The sequence below is a fragment of the Brevibacillus sp. MCWH genome, from assembly GCF_013096935.1.
Taxonomy (GTDB): domain Bacteria; phylum Bacillota; class Bacilli; order Brevibacillales; family Brevibacillaceae; genus Brevibacillus; species Brevibacillus aydinogluensis.
The window spans coordinates 211,115-229,531 of record NZ_SDLF01000002.1; the positions used below are offsets into that span (position 1 = coordinate 211,115).

20 protein-coding genes, 1 pseudogene and 1 riboswitch are annotated in these 18,417 nt (G+C 56.6%); of the genes and pseudogenes, 8 read left to right on the forward strand and 13 right to left on the reverse strand.

Annotated elements, in window-relative coordinates; all coding sequences use genetic code 11:
* Positions 1-4: 4 nt before the first annotated feature.
* Positions 5-1,348, reverse strand: a complete 1,344-nt coding sequence (locus ETC00_RS02555) for an acetyl-CoA carboxylase biotin carboxylase subunit (RefSeq protein ID WP_171564396.1) — start codon at positions 1,346-1,348, stop codon at positions 5-7.
* Positions 1,349-1,621: 273 nt separating this feature from the next.
* Here ETC00_RS02555 and ETC00_RS02560 point away from each other — a divergent pair, with 273 nt between their 5' ends.
* Positions 1,622-2,089: an N-acetyltransferase gene (locus ETC00_RS02560; protein ID WP_171564397.1), complete on the forward strand. Its 468-nt coding sequence runs from the start codon at positions 1,622-1,624 to the stop codon at positions 2,087-2,089.
* A gap of 75 nt (positions 2,090-2,164) precedes the next feature.
* On the opposite strand, the gene ETC00_RS02565 is transcribed toward ETC00_RS02560, so the two are convergent.
* From ETC00_RS02565 to ETC00_RS02575, 4 genes and pseudogenes are all read right to left on the reverse strand, one after another.
* On the reverse strand, positions 2,165-2,794 hold the full coding sequence (locus tag ETC00_RS02565; protein ID WP_171564398.1) for an RsfA family transcriptional regulator: 630 nt from the start codon (positions 2,792-2,794) through the stop codon (positions 2,165-2,167).
* 146 nt (positions 2,795-2,940) lie between these two features.
* Positions 2,941-3,399 carry an enoyl-CoA hydratase/isomerase family protein gene (locus ETC00_RS20585; protein ID WP_253264226.1) on the reverse strand — a complete coding sequence of 153 codons (459 nt, stop codon included), beginning with the start codon at positions 3,397-3,399 and terminating at the stop codon, positions 2,941-2,943.
* A gap of 136 nt (positions 3,400-3,535) precedes the next feature.
* Positions 3,536-3,706 (reverse strand): annotated as a pseudogene (locus tag ETC00_RS20590) (enoyl-CoA hydratase/isomerase family protein); the annotation flags it as partial.
* Between the two features lie 446 nt (positions 3,707-4,152).
* Complete coding sequence (locus tag ETC00_RS02575) at positions 4,153-4,530, reverse strand: Spx/MgsR family RNA polymerase-binding regulatory protein (RefSeq protein WP_171564399.1); 378 nt, start codon at positions 4,528-4,530, stop codon at positions 4,153-4,155.
* Between the two features lie 219 nt (positions 4,531-4,749).
* On the opposite strand from ETC00_RS02575, the gene ETC00_RS02580 reads away from it, so the two are divergent.
* Together ETC00_RS02580 and ETC00_RS02585 are read left to right on the forward strand one after the other, a co-directional pair.
* Entirely contained in the window at positions 4,750-5,454 is a 705-nt protein-coding gene (locus tag ETC00_RS02580) for a helix-turn-helix transcriptional regulator (RefSeq protein WP_171564400.1), read from the forward strand.
* Positions 5,455-5,667: 213 nt separating this feature from the next.
* Entirely contained in the window at positions 5,668-5,934 is a 267-nt protein-coding gene (locus tag ETC00_RS02585; RefSeq protein WP_171564401.1) for a DUF2626 domain-containing protein, read from the forward strand.
* A gap of 44 nt (positions 5,935-5,978) precedes the next feature.
* Here the strand turns inward: ETC00_RS02585 and ETC00_RS02590 are convergent, their stop codons facing one another.
* A complete protein-coding gene (locus tag ETC00_RS02590; RefSeq protein ID WP_171564402.1) occupies positions 5,979-7,097 on the reverse strand; it encodes a class I SAM-dependent methyltransferase in 1,119 nt (372 codons plus the stop codon).
* Between the two features lie 122 nt (positions 7,098-7,219).
* Between ETC00_RS02590 and ETC00_RS02595 the strand changes: the two genes are divergently transcribed.
* On the forward strand, positions 7,220-8,290 hold the full coding sequence (locus ETC00_RS02595; RefSeq protein WP_171564403.1) for a coiled-coil domain-containing protein: 1,071 nt from the start codon (positions 7,220-7,222) through the stop codon (positions 8,288-8,290).
* A gap of 148 nt (positions 8,291-8,438) precedes the next feature.
* Here ETC00_RS02595 and ETC00_RS02600 read toward each other — a convergent pair whose 3' ends face one another.
* Positions 8,439-9,086 (reverse strand): MBL fold metallo-hydrolase, encoded by a 648-nt coding sequence (locus ETC00_RS02600; RefSeq protein WP_171564404.1) that lies wholly within the window; start codon positions 9,084-9,086, stop codon positions 8,439-8,441.
* Positions 9,087-9,159: 73 nt separating this feature from the next.
* Between ETC00_RS02600 and ETC00_RS02605 the strand changes: the two genes are divergently transcribed.
* Positions 9,160-9,648, forward strand: coding sequence for a hypothetical protein (locus ETC00_RS02605; protein WP_253264227.1), 489 nt, complete (start codon positions 9,160-9,162; stop codon positions 9,646-9,648).
* 67 nt (positions 9,649-9,715) lie between these two features.
* On the opposite strand, the gene ETC00_RS02610 is transcribed toward ETC00_RS02605, so the two are convergent.
* The gene (locus tag ETC00_RS02610) at positions 9,716-10,162 is read right to left on the reverse strand and encodes a hypothetical protein (RefSeq protein ID WP_171564406.1); all 447 of its coding nucleotides are present in this window, start codon (positions 10,160-10,162) and stop codon (positions 9,716-9,718) included.
* A 155-nt stretch (positions 10,163-10,317) separates the two neighbouring features.
* Between ETC00_RS02610 and ETC00_RS02615 the strand changes: the two genes are divergently transcribed.
* Positions 10,318-10,794, forward strand: a complete 477-nt coding sequence (locus tag ETC00_RS02615; protein ID WP_171564407.1) for a DinB family protein — start codon at positions 10,318-10,320, stop codon at positions 10,792-10,794.
* Between the two features lie 364 nt (positions 10,795-11,158).
* Here the strand turns inward: ETC00_RS02615 and ETC00_RS02620 are convergent, their stop codons facing one another.
* Positions 11,159-12,490, reverse strand: a complete 1,332-nt coding sequence (locus ETC00_RS02620) for a PhoH family protein (RefSeq protein ID WP_171564408.1) — start codon at positions 12,488-12,490, stop codon at positions 11,159-11,161.
* 195 nt (positions 12,491-12,685) lie between these two features.
* Between ETC00_RS02620 and ETC00_RS02625 the strand changes: the two genes are divergently transcribed.
* On the forward strand, positions 12,686-13,294 hold the full coding sequence (locus ETC00_RS02625; protein WP_171564511.1) for a YhcN/YlaJ family sporulation lipoprotein: 609 nt from the start codon (positions 12,686-12,688) through the stop codon (positions 13,292-13,294).
* 34 nt (positions 13,295-13,328) lie between these two features.
* Here the strand turns inward: ETC00_RS02625 and ETC00_RS02630 are convergent, their stop codons facing one another.
* The 3 genes from ETC00_RS02630 to ETC00_RS02640 form a co-directional block, all read right to left on the reverse strand.
* Complete coding sequence (locus tag ETC00_RS02630; protein WP_171564409.1) at positions 13,329-14,516, reverse strand: trans-sulfuration enzyme family protein; 1,188 nt, start codon at positions 14,514-14,516, stop codon at positions 13,329-13,331.
* Entirely contained in the window at positions 14,513-15,679 is a 1,167-nt protein-coding gene (locus tag ETC00_RS02635; RefSeq protein ID WP_171564410.1) for an aminotransferase class I/II-fold pyridoxal phosphate-dependent enzyme, read from the reverse strand. The genes ETC00_RS02630 and ETC00_RS02635 overlap by 4 nt, the downstream gene beginning before the upstream one ends.
* Before the next feature lie 96 nt (positions 15,680-15,775).
* Positions 15,776-15,888, reverse strand: a riboswitch (SAM riboswitch).
* An 89-nt stretch (positions 15,889-15,977) separates the two neighbouring features.
* On the reverse strand, positions 15,978-16,436 hold the full coding sequence (locus tag ETC00_RS02640; RefSeq protein ID WP_171564411.1) for a pyridoxamine 5'-phosphate oxidase family protein: 459 nt from the start codon (positions 16,434-16,436) through the stop codon (positions 15,978-15,980).
* A 150-nt stretch (positions 16,437-16,586) separates the two neighbouring features.
* Here ETC00_RS02640 and ETC00_RS02645 point away from each other — a divergent pair, with 150 nt between their 5' ends.
* A complete protein-coding gene (locus tag ETC00_RS02645; RefSeq protein WP_171564412.1) occupies positions 16,587-16,919 on the forward strand; it encodes a DUF5665 domain-containing protein in 333 nt (110 codons plus the stop codon).
* Positions 16,920-16,922: 3 nt separating this feature from the next.
* Here the strand turns inward: ETC00_RS02645 and ETC00_RS02650 are convergent, their stop codons facing one another.
* Complete coding sequence (locus ETC00_RS02650) at positions 16,923-18,221, reverse strand: hypothetical protein (protein WP_171564413.1); 1,299 nt, start codon at positions 18,219-18,221, stop codon at positions 16,923-16,925.
* Positions 18,222-18,417: the final 196 nt, after the last annotated feature.

The window sequence follows — 18,417 nt, forward strand, 5'->3', positions numbered from 1 at the left end:
CTCCTTACGTTGTTTTTTCTTTTCGCTCTTCTACAAAGCGCGTGGTGTACACGCCTCGCCGGAATGCCTCGTCGCCCAAGACCTCCAGCAAAAACGGAATGTTGGTCTTGATCCCGGTAACCTCAAACTGCCGCATCGCTTCCCGTGCCCGCTGTATCGCTTCTTCGCGGGTTGTGCCGGAGGCGATCACCTTGGCAATCATCGGGTCGTAGAACGGCGTTACCTGCGTGCCGGTCTCCACGCCGTCGTCCACCCGTACCCCGTCCATTTGCGGCGGCCGGTAGTACGTAATCGTTCCGGGAGACGGCAAAAAGGTGACGGGATCCTCGGCGTACACCCGCAGCTCGATCGCATGGCGCAGCGCCTTGACATCCCCCTGCGCGACGGGCAGAGCGTTGCCGCGGGCGATCTCCAACTGCAGCGCGACCAGGTCGAGACCGGTCATCTCTTCAGTGACAGGATGCTCTACCTGCAGCCGGGTATTCATTTCCAGGAAATAGAAATTCTTGTTCCCGTCCATGATAAACTCCACCGTGCCGACGCCGGTATACCCGACCGCCCTGGCAGCCGTCACCGCAGCTTCGCAAAGCCGCTGTCTCGCAAGCTCGTCGAGGAACGGGGACGGGCTTTCTTCCAGCACCTTCTGGTGGCGGCGCTGGATGGAGCACTCCCGCTCCAGCAGGTGAATGACGGTGCCATGCGCGTCTCCCGCGATCTGCACCTCGATGTGGCGAGGGCTGTCCACATACGCTTCCACGTACATGGCGTCGCTACCAAAATACGCCTTGGCCCTGCCCCTGGCCGACTGGAACGCCTGGCGCAGCTCCGCTTCGTCGCGGCATATCTGCATGCCGATGCCGCCGCCGCCCGCGCTGGCCTTGAGCATGACTGGATAGCCAATCTCGGCCGCCACCCTGGCCGCTTCATCCGGCGTGTTCACTGGTTCCTCGCAGCCGGGCACCACGGGTACACCTGCTTCCCGCATCACGCGGCGGGCCGTCAATTTATCCCCCATCTGCGCAATCACCTCCGGCGACGGCCCGATGAAGACCAGTCCTTCGTCGCGGCAGCGCCGTGCAAACGCGGCGTTTTCCGACAACAGGCCGTAGCCCGGATGGACGGCATCCGCTCCGGTCTCTTTGGCGGCCGCGATGATCGCCTCCACGTTGAGATAGCTGTGCGGCACAGGGGGAGGTCCGATGTGGACGGCCTCGTCCGCTTCCCTGACAAACGGCAGGTTGCGATCCGCCTCCGAATATACGGCCACTGTCGCCACTCCCTGGGCTTTGCAGGTGCGGATGATCCGCCGCGCGATTTCCCCGCGATTGGCAATCAGTACTTTGCGCATGGCAACGCTCCTTTCGGCGATCAATCGTCCGCTGCTCGAAAACGCTTTCATTGCATGCGGTGCGATTGTTCGAAATTGTTTTGCTACTCTCTATTTTGCCATGAGACCGTCCATAGTTCTAGTTGAAATTTAAATTTCTTCCATGATAGCCTATCCAATTTCTGGGATACCCAAGAAATCAACACGAGAAAATCGCTCGGGAAGGAGGTTTTTGGTGTATAATGTAGGTAGCCCATGAAGGTTAGGCAATGCGCGTGAGAGGAGTGGCAAGCGATGTATGAAGTAAAACGTTTACGGATCAATTACAAGACTCTGGAGGAGTTTCAAAAATTCCGCGAATTTGGCCTGGAGGAGCTTTCCATGAAGGAAGACCTGGAGGCGAACATCGTGGAAAACGATTCGGAATCTCCTTTTTACGGAATCTACGACAACGGCCTGCTGGTGGCACGGATGAGCCTGTACAAAATCGACGGCAAGTACGACCGCTACTTCAAACCGGCTCAAGATTATTACGAATTGTGGAAACTGGAAGTGCTGCCCGATTACCGCGGCAAGGATTACGGCACGGCTCTGGTCAACCACGCCAAGAGCTTTGGTGCACCCATCAAGACCAACTCCCGCTGTCGCGCTGACCAATTCTGGCTGAAGATGGGCTTCACTCCGGTCAAGTACAACCCGATTCGCGACCGCGGCGAGAACCCGTACGTCTGGCTGCCCGAAGGTGTCGGCCTGCAGGACTGAGGGCTTTTGCACCGTCCACGCGTCAAAAAAAGAAGCGGTTTTATCCGCTTCTTTTTTGTTGGCACGTTTGCACGCTCACTTTTCCACGCGCTCCAGGTTGCCGTTTTCATCCATCCTGAAAATCGCCTTGGGCGCCTCCTCTTCCTGCAAGAAAGCGAGTTTGCGGGCGCGGTCCATAATCTGCACGAGTGCCTTGTAGTCCTCATTGACCCCGCGCACCTGCTCCAGCTCTTGTTTCATCCGTTCGTTGGCCTCTTTCAACTCTTTTATCTCCGCATTCTTTCCTTCCAATTCTTGTTCCAGCTGCTTCAAGCGGCGCACGATCTCCTTCTGGTTGGTCAACAGCCGGATGACGGCCTCGATGTGCTGCTCGTCGTCTGCCGCAGCTGCGCCCTCTCCCAGCAGGAGCTGGCCTCCCGACTTGGCAGTGTTGGCCGAGTCAAGCGCGTTGTTTCGCGCGTTCAACCGCCCCATTTTTTTCAACTGCTGGCGTTGGCTCTTGGCGATCTGAATCGCCGCGTCATACCGCTTGCGCACGCAGCTGTTCCAACGAAACCCGCAGGCGGCGGCAGTTCGGCCCAGCCGCTGTCCCACTTCTTCAAATGCGGCGAGTTGTGTCCCGCCCTCGCGAATATGGCGTAAGGTGACTTCCGCCAGCACCAGATCGTCGTCTTCCGTCCATGCATCTTGTCTGGAAGCTGCCATAAAAAATGTCCCTCCCGTTACCTTGATAGGATGATGATGTAATTCATCCTATGCTTTTCCCTACTCTGGTAGAATCGCTTTCTACTAGAAAAAGTATGTCCAGACACAAAAGGGTTTAAACGGGAGGGATTTGCTTGGTCAAACCGCTAGTTTTTTCGCAGAACCCGCTGCACCGCGGAAACGTGATCGTCGCTGCCCCACAACTCGGCGCACTGGCTGACCTCGCGGCGGATGCGCTCGTCCAGGCTCAACCCGTCCCGCTTCCAGCGCAACAGCTGCATGTACGCCCGGATACCGGAAAGCGGCTGGGCGGCGATCTCGGCGGCAAAGCGTTCCGTCTCCTCACGCAGGCGATCTGCGGGATACACCGCATCCACCAGCCCATAGCGCTCCGCCTCTTGCGCACTGACCCGCTTACCCGTCAGCAAAAGCGCCAGCGCCTTGGACTCCGGCAGCTTGTCCAGCAAGCGCGACCCTCCGCCCCATCCGGTCGTGATCGAGAGGCCAATCTGGACAAAGCCGAGCACGGCCGTCTCGGCGGCGAAGCGAAAGTGACAGGAGATCGCAAACTCGCAGCCGCCCCCGATGGCGTGTCCGTTGATCATCGCAATGGTCGGTTTGCTGCAGTTGTCGATCGCGCGGAGCAGCCCGGCCACCGGCCACGCGGTCGAGAATCGGCTGCGCCTGTTCCCTCCCCCTTGCCTGCATGAACTGCCGCAGGTCGCCGCCGGAGATGAAACTGTCGCCCATGCCGGTAAATACCAGCACCTTGACCGCGTCGTCCTCCTCGCACGCGCTCACCGTCTGGCGCAGTTCCTCCGCCATCTCCAGGCTGATCGCGTTGCGGACGTGGGGCCTGTTCAGCGTGATGCAGGCCACCCCCGCCCGTTTTTCCACCAAGATTGTGTCCATTCTTCTCCAACCCTTTCGCTGATATTCCAGAGCACAGCAGTACCCATGGTGAACGCCCGTCCAGGCAGGTCAACGCCATCGAAGCAGCCCGCTTGTTCTAATCAGACTTCGCGAATCAGACTTCACGAACCGCTTTCCTACATTGTAAACGGGTCCGCCAAACGAAAAAAGAGGAGGGATATCCCCTCCTCGCAGACAGAAGACAAACTGTACTTTTTCATTGAGGTTCCGCAAGGAAACGATCTTTCCATCGTTGTCAGGCCGAAAGGCCTGAACACCGATCAACCGAAGGTGGAGATAAAGGACATGGCATGGAGTGATGGGCCAAGCGAGCTCCTTTGACGACCGGCTCGGCGGAAAAACGAAAGACGCGAGCGGGCCCGATCACCCATGCGCCTCGGACTTTGTCTACACGCTGAGAGGCGGAATATTCCCTCCTCGTTCGCTTAGGCCAGCAGTTTTTGCATCGCCGATTGGTTATACCCGATGATGATGTTTTCCCCGTCGGTCAGAATCGGTCGCTTCAGGAGCTGCGGCTCTTCGCTCAGCATCTCCAACAGCTGGCTGACGGTCATTTCATTGATGTCCACCTCCAGGTTTTTGAAACGCTGGCTGCGCGTGGACAGGATTTCGTCCAAGCCGTTGGTGGTCTTTTTGATGATCTCCATCAGTTCTTCCGGCGTCGGCGGATTTTTGAACAGGTGCCGCTCCTCGTATTTTACTCCGTGTTCCGCCAGCCACGCCTTGGCCTTGCGACAGGATGTACAGCTCGGATAGGTGAAAAACGTCAATGTTTGTGGACGAGTACGTTCAGCGACCGCCATCGTGTTCCCCTCCATCTTGCTCTATTTTCTTATTTAACTATACAAAAGTTAGGTAATAAAAAATCCTTTTCTACTCTGGATTATAAATGCGGTGTTAACACTATGTCAATAGTATTAAATATATAAAATACGACGAATGCCTGGCACACTCCAACCTTAACAACGGCGCGAAAATCGGCTAAACTAATGGTGATTTGTACTGAGAAAGGGGGGACCAGCGTGGATTGCGACGCTCAAAAGTTAACAAGCGCCTTGGCTGATTCCACCCGTTTTTCCATTTACCAGTTTGTCTCCAACAGCAAAGAGCCTGTGACCGTGCAAGAGGTGGCCGAGCAGTTTTCCATCCATCCAAACGTGGCGCGGCTGCATTTGACCAAGCTGGAAGACGTCCATTTGCTTACCTCTTTCTCCGACAAAAGCGGCAAGGGGGGGCGTCCCTGCCGTCTGTACGCCCTTTCCGATCAGGTAGTCAGCCTGCAGTTTCCTCCTCGTGATTACCGGCTGTTGGCCGACATCGCCATCGAAAGTCTGCTGTCCTTGGGAGAGATGGGGGAAGTTGCCCTCGTCAAAATGGGACACCGCATGGGAACGGAAATGGCCAAACGGGCGCTGGCGGAAGTGCCGATCGACATGAATAACGCAACGTTGGACGCAAAGTTGTCCCACATCCACCGGCTATTGGTGGCGCAGGGACTCAAACCTGAGATCGAACCCCTTTCGGACGGAAGTTTGCGCTTTCGAGTGAACAACTGCACGTTTTCCGAGACAGCCAAGCGTTTCCCCGACGCCATTTGCAAGATGCACAACGCTCTGTTGTCGGGGATATTTGAGACTTACTTTGGACACATTGAATTACAAGAAGACGAGTCCATGATCAAAGGTTGCAGGTCCTGCAACTATACCGTGGCGCGTATCCCTCGTTGACGTCGACGTTTCGCCCAACGGCGCGGTCGGCAGCGGTACAACCCGAATCTCCCCCATCCGGCTGGATGGTATGTCGGGAGCGATTCGGATGCGTGGGAACGGCTGCGTCAAAAAACCGTCATACCTTCCCGTTTACAGGCCTCTTCCAGTCCTTTATAATGGGGGAGGAATCTTGTAAATCTTGCCGACTTGCTGGAAAAAGGAGGGAAACAGATGGATCGCATGTATCGCGTACTCGGCTTCTGGACGCTGGCGATCGCGCTGATGGCGTTCTGGGGGCACCTGTACCCGATGGCTCTCTTGTTTTTCGGACTGACCGCCTTCTTCGTATCTCTCAGCTACATGAATCTGACAGAACGGGCGTACTTGAACATTTTCTTCTGTTTTATGTTTGTCTCTTTCGTGGGCTTCACCTATTACACGTTCTTCGTCATGCCGGTGGGTCCGCAAGAGCACTCCATGCTGAACTTGATCATGTAAAAAAAGATGCTCTGGGTGAGCATCTTTTTTTATTTCCTGTAGAGCTAGCGCAAAAAGCTGAGCGGCACTCCGTCCGGCATCGCTTTTGCCTGGACCAGCACGCGAAAGAGGCCGCCCAGGCCGCCCGGGTAGATCAGCTGTTGAATCGCCCGGTTCCGCTTCATCGCTTCACTTGTGAACGGGTCCGTGTCCGCATGGGCGACCGCCTTTTCCAACAGGCCGCATTTGATCAAAAAACGGTCCTGTCGCATGTAGGCAAGCGTCTTCAGCCCAGTCCGCTCGCCCGCGCGCATCCATGCAGAAAAATTGACGTGCGCCGTGATGTCCTGTTCCCCCACGTGCACATAGGGATTGTCGTGCGCCTGATGGCGGTGGTAGCACATCAGCGTCCCCCGCTTCCGGGCGGGATGGTACAGCTCCTCCTGCACGTCACCGTAATCCACGGTCAGGACATACCCCTGCCTCAGCAGGCGGGACAGGTCGGCGGCTGTCTCCTCCATCGCCGTATTGACCTCGATCCGCATCCCCCGCGGCAGCGACTCGTCCATCTCTTGCAGACTATCCTCCAGGGCAAACGTCAATTCGCCGAGCACTTCGGCAAAACCGCCATCTGTCTCCGTCACCCACACCTCCCGCCAGCAGTCAGCCGTCTTCTCCACCACATGCACGGGAAAGGCATCGAGCCATTCGTTGGAGAGGATCACCCCTTCGACGCCTTCTGCTGCCGCCTCCCGAAGACTGGAATACCAACGTGTCTCCACCTCTGCATCGCGCAGCACCTCCTGCTGAAGCTGCCGATGATACGAGCTTGTCTCGATCAATACGAGGCGCATGTCCCGATACAGCTCGGGCACCGTCTCGCGCAGCCGGCGAAGCATGCTGCCCGAAAGCGCGCCCGTACCTCCACCGATCTCCACCAGCGCCGGGGCGGTCCAGCCACCCGACTGCCACATCTCGGCCACCACGTCAGCCAACGTCTCGGCAAAGACGGGATGAACCGTCGCACTGGTAAAAAAATCACCGTCTCTGCCCACCTTGGGGCGCGCCGACATGTAGTACCCGCCTTCGGGATGGTAGAGTGCCAGCTCCATGAACCGCGCAAACGGAATCGCCCGCCGCGGATGATTGCGTATTTGGTCCCGAATGATGGATGTAATCGTCATTTCTGTTCTCCCGCTATCCAAATTTAACCGTATAAGGCTATAATACGAAAAGAAGTCATAGAATGTGGAGAGAAATTGTTTTTTACGTATTTCTCCACCTCACAAAAACAAAAGGTGAAGCCATGCGTACACTCATGCTTTGCTTGCTGCTGCTGGCGCTGCCGTTGACCGCGACAGCCCTGGCCCAAGAGCAGCTGCCCCTGGAACAGCTGATCTTGCAGCAGCACTTTACCCAAAAAGAACTGGAGCGCACACTGACGCTGATCAGGCAGGAAGAAAACCGGCTGCACGGGGAGATCGCCCAGCTGGATCTGGATCTGCAGCGTAAGAAACTGGTGATGGACGCGATGCGCCGCCACGCAGGAGAGGTTGCCAAAGCGTACTACACGGGAGAGCGGGCCAACCTGCTGACGCTGCTGTTTGATACGAAAAATTTCAATGATTTTCTGTTGTTGTTTGATTTTCTGCAAATCCTCTACGAACGGGATCTGACGAAGCTGGAAGCATACCAGAAGGAACGTGCCGCGATGACGTCGTTGCAGGCGGAGCGGCAAAACCGGCTGACGTTGCTGCAGAATTTGCGGCAGCAGTACGAGAAGCAGTTGGCGGACATGCTGGCAATCCAGGCGGAAAAGGAGAAAAACGTGCAGATGCTGAGCGACCCGACCAGCGTTCAGGCACTGATGGACCACCTCGTCACCGATTGGCGGGAACGGGGACTGCCCGCTTTTCAAACGTTTTTCAACGAGCTGTCCAATGTAATGTTCCAGATCTCCGAGTTGGCGACGCCGGATCGCATCCAATCCAACGGGCTGTTCACGCACACGCTGACGATCCGGCAGGATGAGTTTAACCGCTTCCTGGTCTCCAAGGACGAATTGTTCAAACATACGCAATTTTCCTTTGACAACAACCAATTGATTGTGGAAGGCTCGTACGACCAGGTACACATGCGGCTGGTCGGCACGTACGAGCTGGTTTCGACGAAAGCCTTGAAATTTCACATCAACGAGCTGTACTATGACGGATTCGCCCTGCCTGCCTCGACGATTGAAGAGTTGCAGAAAACGTACGACCTCGGTTTTTACCCGGAGCTGATCTCCTCCAACATCCAGGTGGAGGGGATCACGCTGGCCAACCAGGAATTAAAGCTGCAGTTGAAGATCAACCTGCCGTTTGGGTTCAAAAAATAGGGATGGCCGCCGGGACGCCCTGTTCCAAACACGCTTTCGTCTATTTGGGCCGCATTTGGCAGATGAAAAAGCCAGCGTTTTGCACTGGCTTTTTCCTTATTCGGCCGCTCGTCCGCTGGGGATGCGGATGACAGCCGGCGACGCTCGGTTACCGCAGCAAGCCCGTCACAAACGGGTTGTACAGCTTTTCCGCTTCGATCGTGGTTTTCGGACCGTGCCCCGGGTAGACGATCGTGTCGTCATCCAGCTCAAACAGTTTGTCCTGAATGCTGATCATCAGTGTCTCGAAATTTCCTCCCGGCAGGTCTGTCCGCCCGATGCTTTGGGCAAACAGGACGTCGCCGCCGAAGCAATGCTGTCCCACCACAAACGAGCAGCTCCCCGGCGAGTGTCCGGGCGTGTGCAGGACGCGGATGGTCAGTCCGGCCAGCTCCAGCGTTTGCCCGTCGGCCAGCTCGTGCTCGGCCGGCTCGCAGACAATGGGTTCTGACAAGTGCCAGCGGGTCGAGCCGTTCAGATCGGGATCGGTCAGCCAGCTCTGCTCCAGCGGATGGATGTAGACCGGTGCGCCGGTCAGGGCACGCACCTGATTCAGCCCGCCGATGTGGTCCAGATGCGCATGGGTCAGCAGGATGGCGACGATGTTTTTTCCCTTCAGAGCGCGAAGGAGCGCCGCCGGTTCCATCCCCGGGTCGATCACGATGCTCTGCCCGGTTTCCGGGTTGGTCAAAATGTAGGCGTTGGTTTGAAACGGCCCCAGTACGTATTTCTCAATGGTCAATTGTGGTTCGTTCATGGGTGAACCTCCTTTTTTTATGATACGATATGGATAATACTCAACGTGAAACGGAGTGAGACTGTTGAAGCGCATGTACGGTGTGGACATGCAGGTGCCGGACGGCAAACGGCCCGGCTTCTATGCTCAAGTCATACATAAAATTGGGGATCATGTCAATGTGTTTGACCGCGACGGCCGACTGTTTATTGTAGAAAGCCCGCACGAACGGGACACCTTGCGGGACATCTTGCAAAAGGCGGGAATGCTGGGCGAAGAATTTACGCTCTGGCTGCTCCCCGAGGGAGCGGACATCGCCCACCTGGACGACGTCGGATTCGTCAGTCAAAACGAACACGTGTATCTCTACGCTGACCGCGTCGCCGCGTTTTCAATGGACGCTGCCGCCGGCGAGGAACGCGACCGCTGGGCCGCTCTGGAGCAGTGCCGGGAACACGTGATCGGAACGCTGCACGCATCGTCATCCCGCCCCACGCTGTACCTCGTGGACGCCAACCAGACTGACCTGATCGAAGGAATTGCCCGCGCCTACCGGACGGCCGTCACGTGGTGGAACGAGTGAGACAAGCCCATCTCATGAAAAAACCATGCGGCTTTCCACTCGAGTGAAAGCCGCATGAATCGCCTCGTCAGTTTCTTGGTCCTCTGACCTTTTGTCTTGGCTTGTGCGGAAAGTTGTCGCCGTTGACGTTTTGTTTCCACCCTTCCAGAATCTTCAAGACGGAGGCAAACAACGGCGATCCAAAGACAGCGACAATCCCCCAGATCCAGGTGCCCACTTTCCACGGATTGTCGACAAAGGCGGATGGCGCCCCGACGAGAATCAGCGCGGGATCAAGGCCGAGCAGTGCGAAAATGACGCCTGCGGACACGACGGAGATGATCAGATTGCAAAACTTTTTGTAATGTGTCAGCCGAGCGGCGTGGTTGTGGTCTTCCAACCGGTCTTGTTCGGCCTCGTAATCAGTGGCGAGGAAGGGTACCACCGACTTGACTGCTTCCGTCACCCCGGCGGCCGCGCTGGACACCGCCGTGATGTAAATCATAAAGGAAATGGATGAATCCAGACTGACCATGTCTACTCCCCCCTCATTCATGTGTATGGGGGATAAGCCCGACGCATGACCTTCGATGAAACCGTCTCGATGTGCCATCATTGGCAGGTGTTTGCCCGCCGAAAGCGAATACAATCACACGTATGGCAAAATTTAGGGAAAGGTGGTAGTCACCCGTGCACGATTACGCGTTTGTCTGGAAGCAGTACGATCTGGTTCGCGGCATCACTCTGGCGGTATTGAAGGATCTGCCCACAGAGCAGGCGGATATCGTTCCGGAAGGATTTTCCAACAACATCCGCTGGAATCTGGGACATATTCTGACCGTTCAGGAAAGCTGTATGTACGGTCTCGAATTTACACACCTGCCTGCCTCGTACAAAACGCTGTTCGGACCGGGCACGAAACCGGCGGACTGGCAGGGAGAGGTGCCATCCCTGTCCACGTTGGCCGAACAGTTGGAAGAGCAAAAGGAGCGAATCAAGCGAACCTTCCGTGAACGGCTCAACCAGGAATTGCCGCAGCCGTTCGTCTTGCGAAACACGCAGATGACCACACTGGGCGAGATGTTCGTTTTTTCGCTCTTTCACGAGGGGATGCACATCAGTACAATCAACACACTGAAAAAGGCGCTGGCCATAACGCATTCATAAACCCCTTTTGCCCGGCTCTTGCAGCCCGGGCTTTTTTCTTTTCCCGAAGTTCCCCTTCTCAAATCATCCGCCCCGTCCAATCGGCCGCTGTAAGCTGAAAAATGAAAAACCGCTCCAACAAGGAGCGGTTGTGTCGAGCCCTTCTGCTCTGGGGTACTACCGGTTATTCTCTTTGGCACGTCAGCCTCCATCCATAGAGTCTGTTACCTAAAGAGCTCGGGTTCCGCCACTTTGACCAAGATCGACTGCATGATCATAAATAACCACGCTTTTTCGCCTCCCAAGAAGGCTTGTCGCCGTTGATCCATCAATCATCGGGCTCGACGTTTTACAGTATGCGCTGATTTTTGGTTTCTATGCATCCCTACAGCAGATCGGCCGCCAACTGCGCCAGCACGCTGCGTTCCCCTTTTTCCAGCTTGATATGGCCCGCCAGCTTTTGCGTCTTGAACATCTCCACCACGTAGGTCAGTCCGTTGTTGCTCTCGTCCAGATAGGGGTGGTCGATCTGCTCCGGGTCTCCCATGAGCACAATTTTTGACCCTTCGCCGACCCGGGTCAGGATCGTCTTCACCTCGTGTTTGGTCAAGTTCTGCGCCTCGTCGATAATGATGAACTGACCGGGAATGGAGCGTCCGCGAATGTACGTCAGTGCCTCCACCTGGATGCTTCCCATGCCGGCGAGGATCTTGTCCAGATCACCCGGGTGCTTGGTATTAAACAAATATTCCAAATTATCGTAAATCGGCTGCATCCACGGCCGCAGTTTCTCTTCCTTTTCCCCGGGGAGAAAGCCAATATCTTTTCCCAGTGGGACAATGGGTCTGGCCACCAGCAGCTTCTTGTACGTCTGCAGGTCCTCGATCTGCAACAGCCCCGCCGCCAGCGCCAGGAGTGTTTTGCCGGTACCAGCCTTGCCCGTCATGGTGACAAGCGGAATCTCCTCCCGCAGCAGCAGTTCCATGGCCATGCGCTGCTGCACGTTGCGGGCGCGAATGCCCCAGACCGGATCGTCGCTCGTCACCAACATCTCCAGCGTCCTGCCTTCTGCGTCCACTTTGCCGATCGCGGAGATCGAGGGATTGATCTCGTCTTTTAAAATCAGGAACTGGTGCGGAAAAAACCGGGTATTGGGAAAACAGGCTGACAGGTTCAGCTTGCGGGAGGCGTAGTACGTTTGAATGATGTGGGAAGCCACTGTCAGCTTTTCGCAACCAGCATAAATACTGGAGTGCTCGACGACGCGGTCGGACAGGAAATCTTCCGCTTTCAGGCCGAGCGCGTCCGCCTTTACCCGCATCAGGGCATCTTTGCTGACGAGAATGACGGGACGAGGGCTTGGGGACAGGTTTTCCTCTTCCTGCAGATTTAGCGCTACGGCCAAAATCCGGTTGTCGTTTGTAAATTCTGTAAATTGCTTCTGCAGCTTGTGAAGCGATGAGTGATTCAACTCTACGCGAAACAGACCGCCTGTCTCCAGCGTAATGCCCTGATGCAGATGGCCCAGTTCGCGAAAACTGTCCAACAATCTCGACACGTAACGGGCATTACGGCCAATTTCATCCATATAGCGCTTTTTGGAATCAATTTCTTCCAATACCACGGCGGGTAGGACGATCTCATTGTCCGCAAAGGAGAACATCGCCCGCGGATCTTGCAGGAGTACGTTGGTGTCCAGTACGTAGATTTTCTTCAAAGTCTCGCCTCCTATTACCCATCTTCTCTATTATATGCAGTTGGGGACCGGATGCTCTGCTGTCCGAACGCGATGTATTACAGTGTATGACAAGGGGTGGACGGATAGACGAGAGGCAGAAGAATGAAAACGGGGCAGGCAGAACACAATACGACTAACCATCACCTGTACCGCAGCAATCCAGGGAAAGGAAGTATGACCGTGAAACGGACAGCGATCTATGTACTGAGCGTCAGCCTGCTCCTCTCCGCCTGCATGACGAACAACAAGCCTCCGGCCAACCAGGCGGCTCCGCAGCCCGGCCAAACTGTGCCGGAAACGCAGCGCGTCCAGCAAACCGCCCCGTCCCCAACCTACAACCAGTCGCCGCAGGCAACCGCTGAACGGCTGGTGCGCCTGGCCACGCGGGTGAAAAACGTCAATGACGCGACGGCGGTGGTCCTGGGCAAGTGGGCGGTCGTCGGCATTGATGTCAACGCCCATCTGGATCGGCCGGAAGTGGGCGTGATCAAATACTCGGTGGCGGAAGCGCTGAAAGAAGACCCCCAAGGGGCGAACGCCATCGTCACGGCCGACCCCGACATCGTGCAGCGGCTGCGGGAAATGGCTGCTGACATCCAACGCGGTCGTCCCGTGACCGGCTTGGCCGAAGAACTGGCGGACATCGTCGGGAGGCTCATGCCGCAGCTGCCGCGCGACGTGCAAAAACGGGAAGAGACGCCAACCAGGGAAAACGAACAGCGGATCAACAAAAGCGGCAACTCCAAACCGCAGGGAAATGAAAAAATCCCGGTGAACCGCTGACCATCGTCCGAAACAATACAGGCATTTTCCGGGCTTACGCCCAGGAAAATGCCTGTTTGTCGTCTGCCGCCTGCTCTGCGGGTCCAAGCGCGTCCAATGCCTGCTCCAGGTCTTGAAGCAGGTCGACAGCGTCCTCCAGGCCCGCGGAGAGACGGATCAGTCCGTCCGTAATTCCACGCCGCTTACGCTCTGCGGGCGGCATGGCGGCATGGGACATCATCGCCGGATAGGAAAGAATCGTTTCGACCGCACCCAGACTGACGGCGACAATCGGCAGCTTGACGCGGTCAAACAGCGCTTTGGCCCGCTCGCGGCTGCCCACGTCAAAGGAGAGTACCGCCCCGTGTCCGCTCGCCTGCCGGTTTTGCAGGTCATGACCGTCGTGTTCCGGCAATCCGGTGTAGTAGACGCGGCTGACCGCCGGGTGTGTGGAAAGCCAGTGGGCCAGCTTTTCCGCCGTCTGCGTGCTGACGTCCAGACGCGCTTTCAAGGACTTCAAGCCGCGCAGCACCAGCCAGGAATCCTGCACGCCGAGGATCGCTCCCATGCCGTTTTGGATCATGTAGAGCTGCTCACCCAATGCCGCCTCCTTGGTCACGGCCAACCCGGCCACGACGTCACTGTGGCCGCCGATGAACTTGGTCGCGCTGTGGATCACCACGTCCGCGCCCAGCTCCAGAGGCCGCTGATAGTACGGCGTCATAAACGTATTGTCCACGATCACCAGCAGTCCCCGCTGTTTCGCCAGCGCGCAGACAGCGGCGATGTCCGTCACTTTCAGCGTCGGGTTGGACGGAGTTTCCAGGTAGATGCCCTTGGTCTCGGGACGGATGGCTGCTTCCACCTGCTCCAACGACGTGGTATCGACAAAGCTGACGGCGATCCCCATGCGGGACAGAACATTGGTCAAGAAGCGGTAGGTGCCGCCGTATACGTCCTCCGCCACCACGACGTGATCTCCGGCGGAGAACAGCATGAACACACTGGAGATGGCCGCCATACCGGAAGCAAAGGCGAATCCGCGCTCGCCTCCCTCCAAAACGGCGATTGCCTCTTCCAACGCATGCCGTGTGGGATTGCCCGAACGGGCGTAATCGTAAACGACGGGCCGGTCCAGATCAGCCTGGTGAAAGGTGGACGCCTGATAAATGGGCACCGAGGCCGCCCCTGTCACCGGGTCGATACAACTGGTGCCGTGCAGCAGTTTGGTGGCAAACTTCATCGTACGCTCCCTCCCGTCAGTGAGAGACTTGCATCCAGAGCCTGACACACGTCAGCGATCAGGTCGTCGGGATGTTCGATCCCGACCGACAGCCGCAGCAGCCGGTCGCACACGCCCACGTACTCGCGAATCTCTTGCGGGATGTCGGCATGCGTCTGCGTCGCCGGATAGGTGCACAGCGACTCCACGCCGCCCAGGCTTTCCGCAAACGATATGATCCGTAAGCTCTCCAGAAACGGCGCCACCTGTTCAGCCGAGCGCAGGCGGAACGAAACCATCCCGCTGAACCCGCTGGCCTGCCTGCACTGCACCTCATAACCGGGATGCTCCGGCAAACCGGGATAATAAACGTCCGTCACGGCAGGGTGTTCCCGCAATGTCTTTACAATCGCCAAGGCATTTGTCTGATGGCGTTCCATTCGCAGAGCCAGCGTCTTCATCCCCCGCAGCAGCAGCCAACAGTCCTGCGGCCCCAGCACCGCTCCGATCGAATTGTGCAAAAACCGGATTTTTTCGAACAACTCTTCACCCTTTGTGACGATCAATCCAGCGAGGACGTCGTTGTGGCCGCCGAGGTATTTGGTCGCGCTGTGCAGCACCAGGTCAGCCCCCAACTCCAGCGGCCGCTGACAGAACGGCGTCATGAACGTGTTGTCCACAATGGTCAACAGCCCGTTTCGCTTGGCCACCTCTGCCACCGCCGCGATGTCGGTGATCTGCATCAGGGGATTGGTCGGCGTTTCCACAAAAACAGCCCGCGTCTCCGGGCAGATTGCTTCTTCCAGATTCTTCACGTCACGCAGGTCGACATAGCTGAAGCGAAGTCCGTAACGTGAGAGCACCTGCTCGAACAACCGGTACGTCCCGCCGTACAGATCGAGCGATACGACCAGGTGATCTCCCTGGGAGAACAGTCCCATGACCGTATGTATCGCGGCCATGCCGGAAGCACAGGCAAACCCGGCGTCTCCCCCTTCCGCTTCGGCAATCGTCTGCTCCAGCACGGTCCGGGTCGGGTTGGCTGTGCGCGTGTAATCGTACCCCGTGCTCTGCCCGAGGGCGGGATGGCGATACGCGGTGGCGTTGTAAACGGGAAAGCTGATTGCGCCGGTCCGCTCGTCTTTGGCGACGCCCGCCTGCACCAATTTTGTCTCCAGATGCATATGGATCTCTCCCTCCAACAAAATGACCGAGGGCATTAAAAAAAGCCCTCTTTTCTCTGAAAAGAAGGCTTTGTTTACGCGTACGTAAGCAAATCCTTCTCATCTTTCAGAGCGTTACACTCTGCAGGAATTAGCACCAGTATCCCCTTGTACAGGTGATTGGTTGCCGGGCATCATCGGGCCAGTCCCTCCGCCTCTCTGGATAAGAAGTTTGCTATGCAATTTGCAATTGGTTGACCTTATACTACCGAAATCGGCAGTACCTGTCAACCTGTTTTTCATTATGCTGGTAACCCGATCACGTTGCGTTTTTCAATGCGGTCATCACCTGGTTGTCCAGTTTGCTGGCCGCTTTTTTGTCGTACGTCTTTTCATATTGGGGCTCGACCGAGATGCGGGAGCCGTAGAACATCACGTCGCGAACGGCCTCGATGGCCACTTCCACCATCGCCAGCTTCAGCGGGACATTCTCCATCCGTTCCGTCTTGATCGTCGCCCTGCCGTTGATGGCATAGGAGGAACCGGCCCCGATCAAGTGCAGCACGACCTGCGGTTCCTTGGCAATGTTGGCCAAAATACGAGAGCGGTTGTCTACGGCGAAACGGATCAACTGCGGCGTCGGCGCAAACGTCCAGGAAAGGGAACTGAGCGACGGAGCGCCGGACTCGTGGTCAATCGTTCCGAGTGTGACAAAACGCTCCTGCTGCAAAAGCGCGAACAGTTCCTCCGAAAGCGTTTGGGAAACGGTTTCAGCCATTCCGATGCCTCCTTGAAAAGGGAATGTACGTCTATTGTACCTACCCGCCTGGCGATAGGCAAACCTTTCCGTCCAACACCTTGCTTCTCACCCGTTTTTTTCCTACACTGATACGTAACGGGAACGAATGCAAGACAGGAGGAGAGCCGCATGCCCCCATCCCCCACCGACCGCTTGCTGGCCAAGATCGACAAGCTGCTGGCAGAGCTGCAGGAAGTGCGCAAACTGAACGAACGGATGGACAAAATCGCCCTCTTTCTGGAGGATATCCGCCTCGCCGACGTGATTCAAAATTATACAGCCCCGAGCAAGCTGCTGTGGATCAACTTCCTCGCAGGTCTTGCCCGAGGCCTGGGATTGACGATCGGTACGGCCATCGTCCTGGTGCTGCTCGGCTCTTTTCTCAGCCAGTTCCTGTCCGTCCCGATTATCGGCGATTACATCCGCCAATTGATCGATTACGTGCAGGCCTATCGACAGTAAGCCTTATTTGTGATCGTCGTCATCACCGTGCTTTTTCCCATTGCCGTTGCCTTTCGGTCCCTTATCCTTGTCTTTCCCCTTGTCTTTGCCTTTTTCATCGTCATCGCCGTTGACCGGCTTGTTGTGCGGGATGTCGGCTTTGGCCACAAGTTTGCCGTCCAGGTACAGCTCGAGGTGGACTGCTTTCGCGCTGTACGAGCGATCGTGGTACTTCAGCTTCGCCTCAAACCGGCCGTCTTTCACTTTCACCTCGTGCTTTTTGCCGTCCGGCGCCACGACGTACAGCTTCACCTTGCCCTTGCCGTTCAGGCCGTCAATGCTTCCTTTCACGCGAACCTGTTTTTCCTTGGCATTGATCGTTGCGGTTCCCTCGATGCGGTAGCTGTGCGGCTTGTCAGCGTCGTTGATTACCTTCAGCTCCACGGATTCGGAATCGATTTTCTTGCCGTCTTTGTAAGCTGCGATCAACACCTTGCCTTTGCCGGCCTGTACGTCCTTCAGGCTGACAGAGAAAGAGCCGACGCCTTGCCACAGTTTTTTCACGTTCGCTTCTTTGGATTTGCCGTTGTACGTGACGACCACCTTGTCCGCTTCCTGGCTGATGATGCCGTTTACTTTCAGTTCCTGTTTCTTCTCATCCAACAGAGCCAAGGTGTGAATCAGCACGTCGGCCTGCACGACAGTTCCCGTGTTTACCTGCACCTTGCGGGTGTCCACCAGCTTGTCGTCCACGTACGCCTTGACTGTCGCGTACTGCGGCGTGGCGCTTACGATCGCCGTAAAGCTGACCGTGAAGGTATCCTCCGCGGTGGGAATCACTTCGATCGTGCCGCCGTTTGGCTTTTCGACGACTACTTTGGTCACATGTTCCGACACTTTCCCTTTCAGGTACGTAATTGTGTCGCGGGTCTCCGGTTTCACGCTGATGAAACCTTGTTCATCGACGTCAAAACGGACTTCCAGGTAGATGTCGGCGTAGTGTTCGCGGTAGACGCGCTCCCACTCTTCCGGATGTTCCTCGATGTACGTCCGCAATTTGGCGTCCAGCCCGATCTCTTTTACGACCAGATACAGGTGGTCGGCCTGCGTTTTCAACAGCATGTTCAGCGTCGCCGGATCGTTTGCCGCCAACTCTTTCAGATTGTATCGGGTGACGTGTTTGCTTTCATCGTTCATGACAACTTTGGTGCTGTTTGTTGCGGGTACGGGGGTGCTCGCATCTGCCAGGAGCGGAGTCACTCCCCCGATGATCGCCGCGGCAGTCACGACTGCCAATACGGGCTTGGTTCCTATTTTCTTCATGCTGCCTTCTCCTCTCTATGTAGTTCCTGCCCTGGACACCCTAACAGACGACAGGTTTCCTGCAAAGGTTGCAGTTACGACCAAAAACGGGGGATGCCGAGACCAGATTGGGACAAACGACACAAAAAAACCCCGCCTCTGGCGGAGACGGGGATAATGCCGAAGTCCCAACCGTTCTTTCGTTCGGCGGAGCCTC

Coding starts and splice junctions, on each gene's coding strand:
- ETC00_RS02595 (WP_171564403.1), top strand. CDS start 7,220: ATGCGTACACTCATGCTTTGCTTGCTGCTGCTGGCGCTGCCGTTGACC.
- ETC00_RS02605 (WP_253264227.1), top strand. CDS start 9,160: ATGTACGGTGTGGACATGCAGGTGCCGGACGGCAAACGGCCCGGCTTC.
- ETC00_RS02635 (WP_171564410.1), bottom strand. CDS start 15,679: ATGCATCTGGAGACAAAATTGGTGCAGGCGGGCGTCGCCAAAGACGAG.
- ETC00_RS02625 (WP_171564511.1), top strand. CDS start 12,686: ATGACCGTGAAACGGACAGCGATCTATGTACTGAGCGTCAGCCTGCTC.
- ETC00_RS02555 (WP_171564396.1), bottom strand. CDS start 1,348: ATGCGCAAAGTACTGATTGCCAATCGCGGGGAAATCGCGCGGCGGATC.
- ETC00_RS02585 (WP_171564401.1), top strand. CDS start 5,668: ATGGATCGCATGTATCGCGTACTCGGCTTCTGGACGCTGGCGATCGCG.
- ETC00_RS02560 (WP_171564397.1), top strand. CDS start 1,622: ATGTATGAAGTAAAACGTTTACGGATCAATTACAAGACTCTGGAGGAG.
- ETC00_RS02650 (WP_171564413.1), bottom strand. CDS start 18,221: ATGAAGAAAATAGGAACCAAGCCCGTATTGGCAGTCGTGACTGCCGCG.
- ETC00_RS02640 (WP_171564411.1), bottom strand. CDS start 16,436: ATGGCTGAAACCGTTTCCCAAACGCTTTCGGAGGAACTGTTCGCGCTT.
- ETC00_RS02600 (WP_171564404.1), bottom strand. CDS start 9,086: ATGAACGAACCACAATTGACCATTGAGAAATACGTACTGGGGCCGTTT.
- ETC00_RS02645 (WP_171564412.1), top strand. CDS start 16,587: ATGCCCCCATCCCCCACCGACCGCTTGCTGGCCAAGATCGACAAGCTG.
- ETC00_RS02630 (WP_171564409.1), bottom strand. CDS start 14,516: ATGAAGTTTGCCACCAAACTGCTGCACGGCACCAGTTGTATCGACCCG.
- ETC00_RS02590 (WP_171564402.1), bottom strand. CDS start 7,097: ATGACGATTACATCCATCATTCGGGACCAAATACGCAATCATCCGCGG.
- ETC00_RS02565 (WP_171564398.1), bottom strand. CDS start 2,794: ATGGCAGCTTCCAGACAAGATGCATGGACGGAAGACGACGATCTGGTG.
- ETC00_RS20585 (WP_253264226.1), bottom strand. CDS start 3,399: ATGATCAACGGACACGCCATCGGGGGCGGCTGCGAGTTTGCGATCTCC.
- ETC00_RS02575 (WP_171564399.1), bottom strand. CDS start 4,530: ATGGCGGTCGCTGAACGTACTCGTCCACAAACATTGACGTTTTTCACC.
- ETC00_RS02610 (WP_171564406.1), bottom strand. CDS start 10,162: ATGGTCAGTCTGGATTCATCCATTTCCTTTATGATTTACATCACGGCG.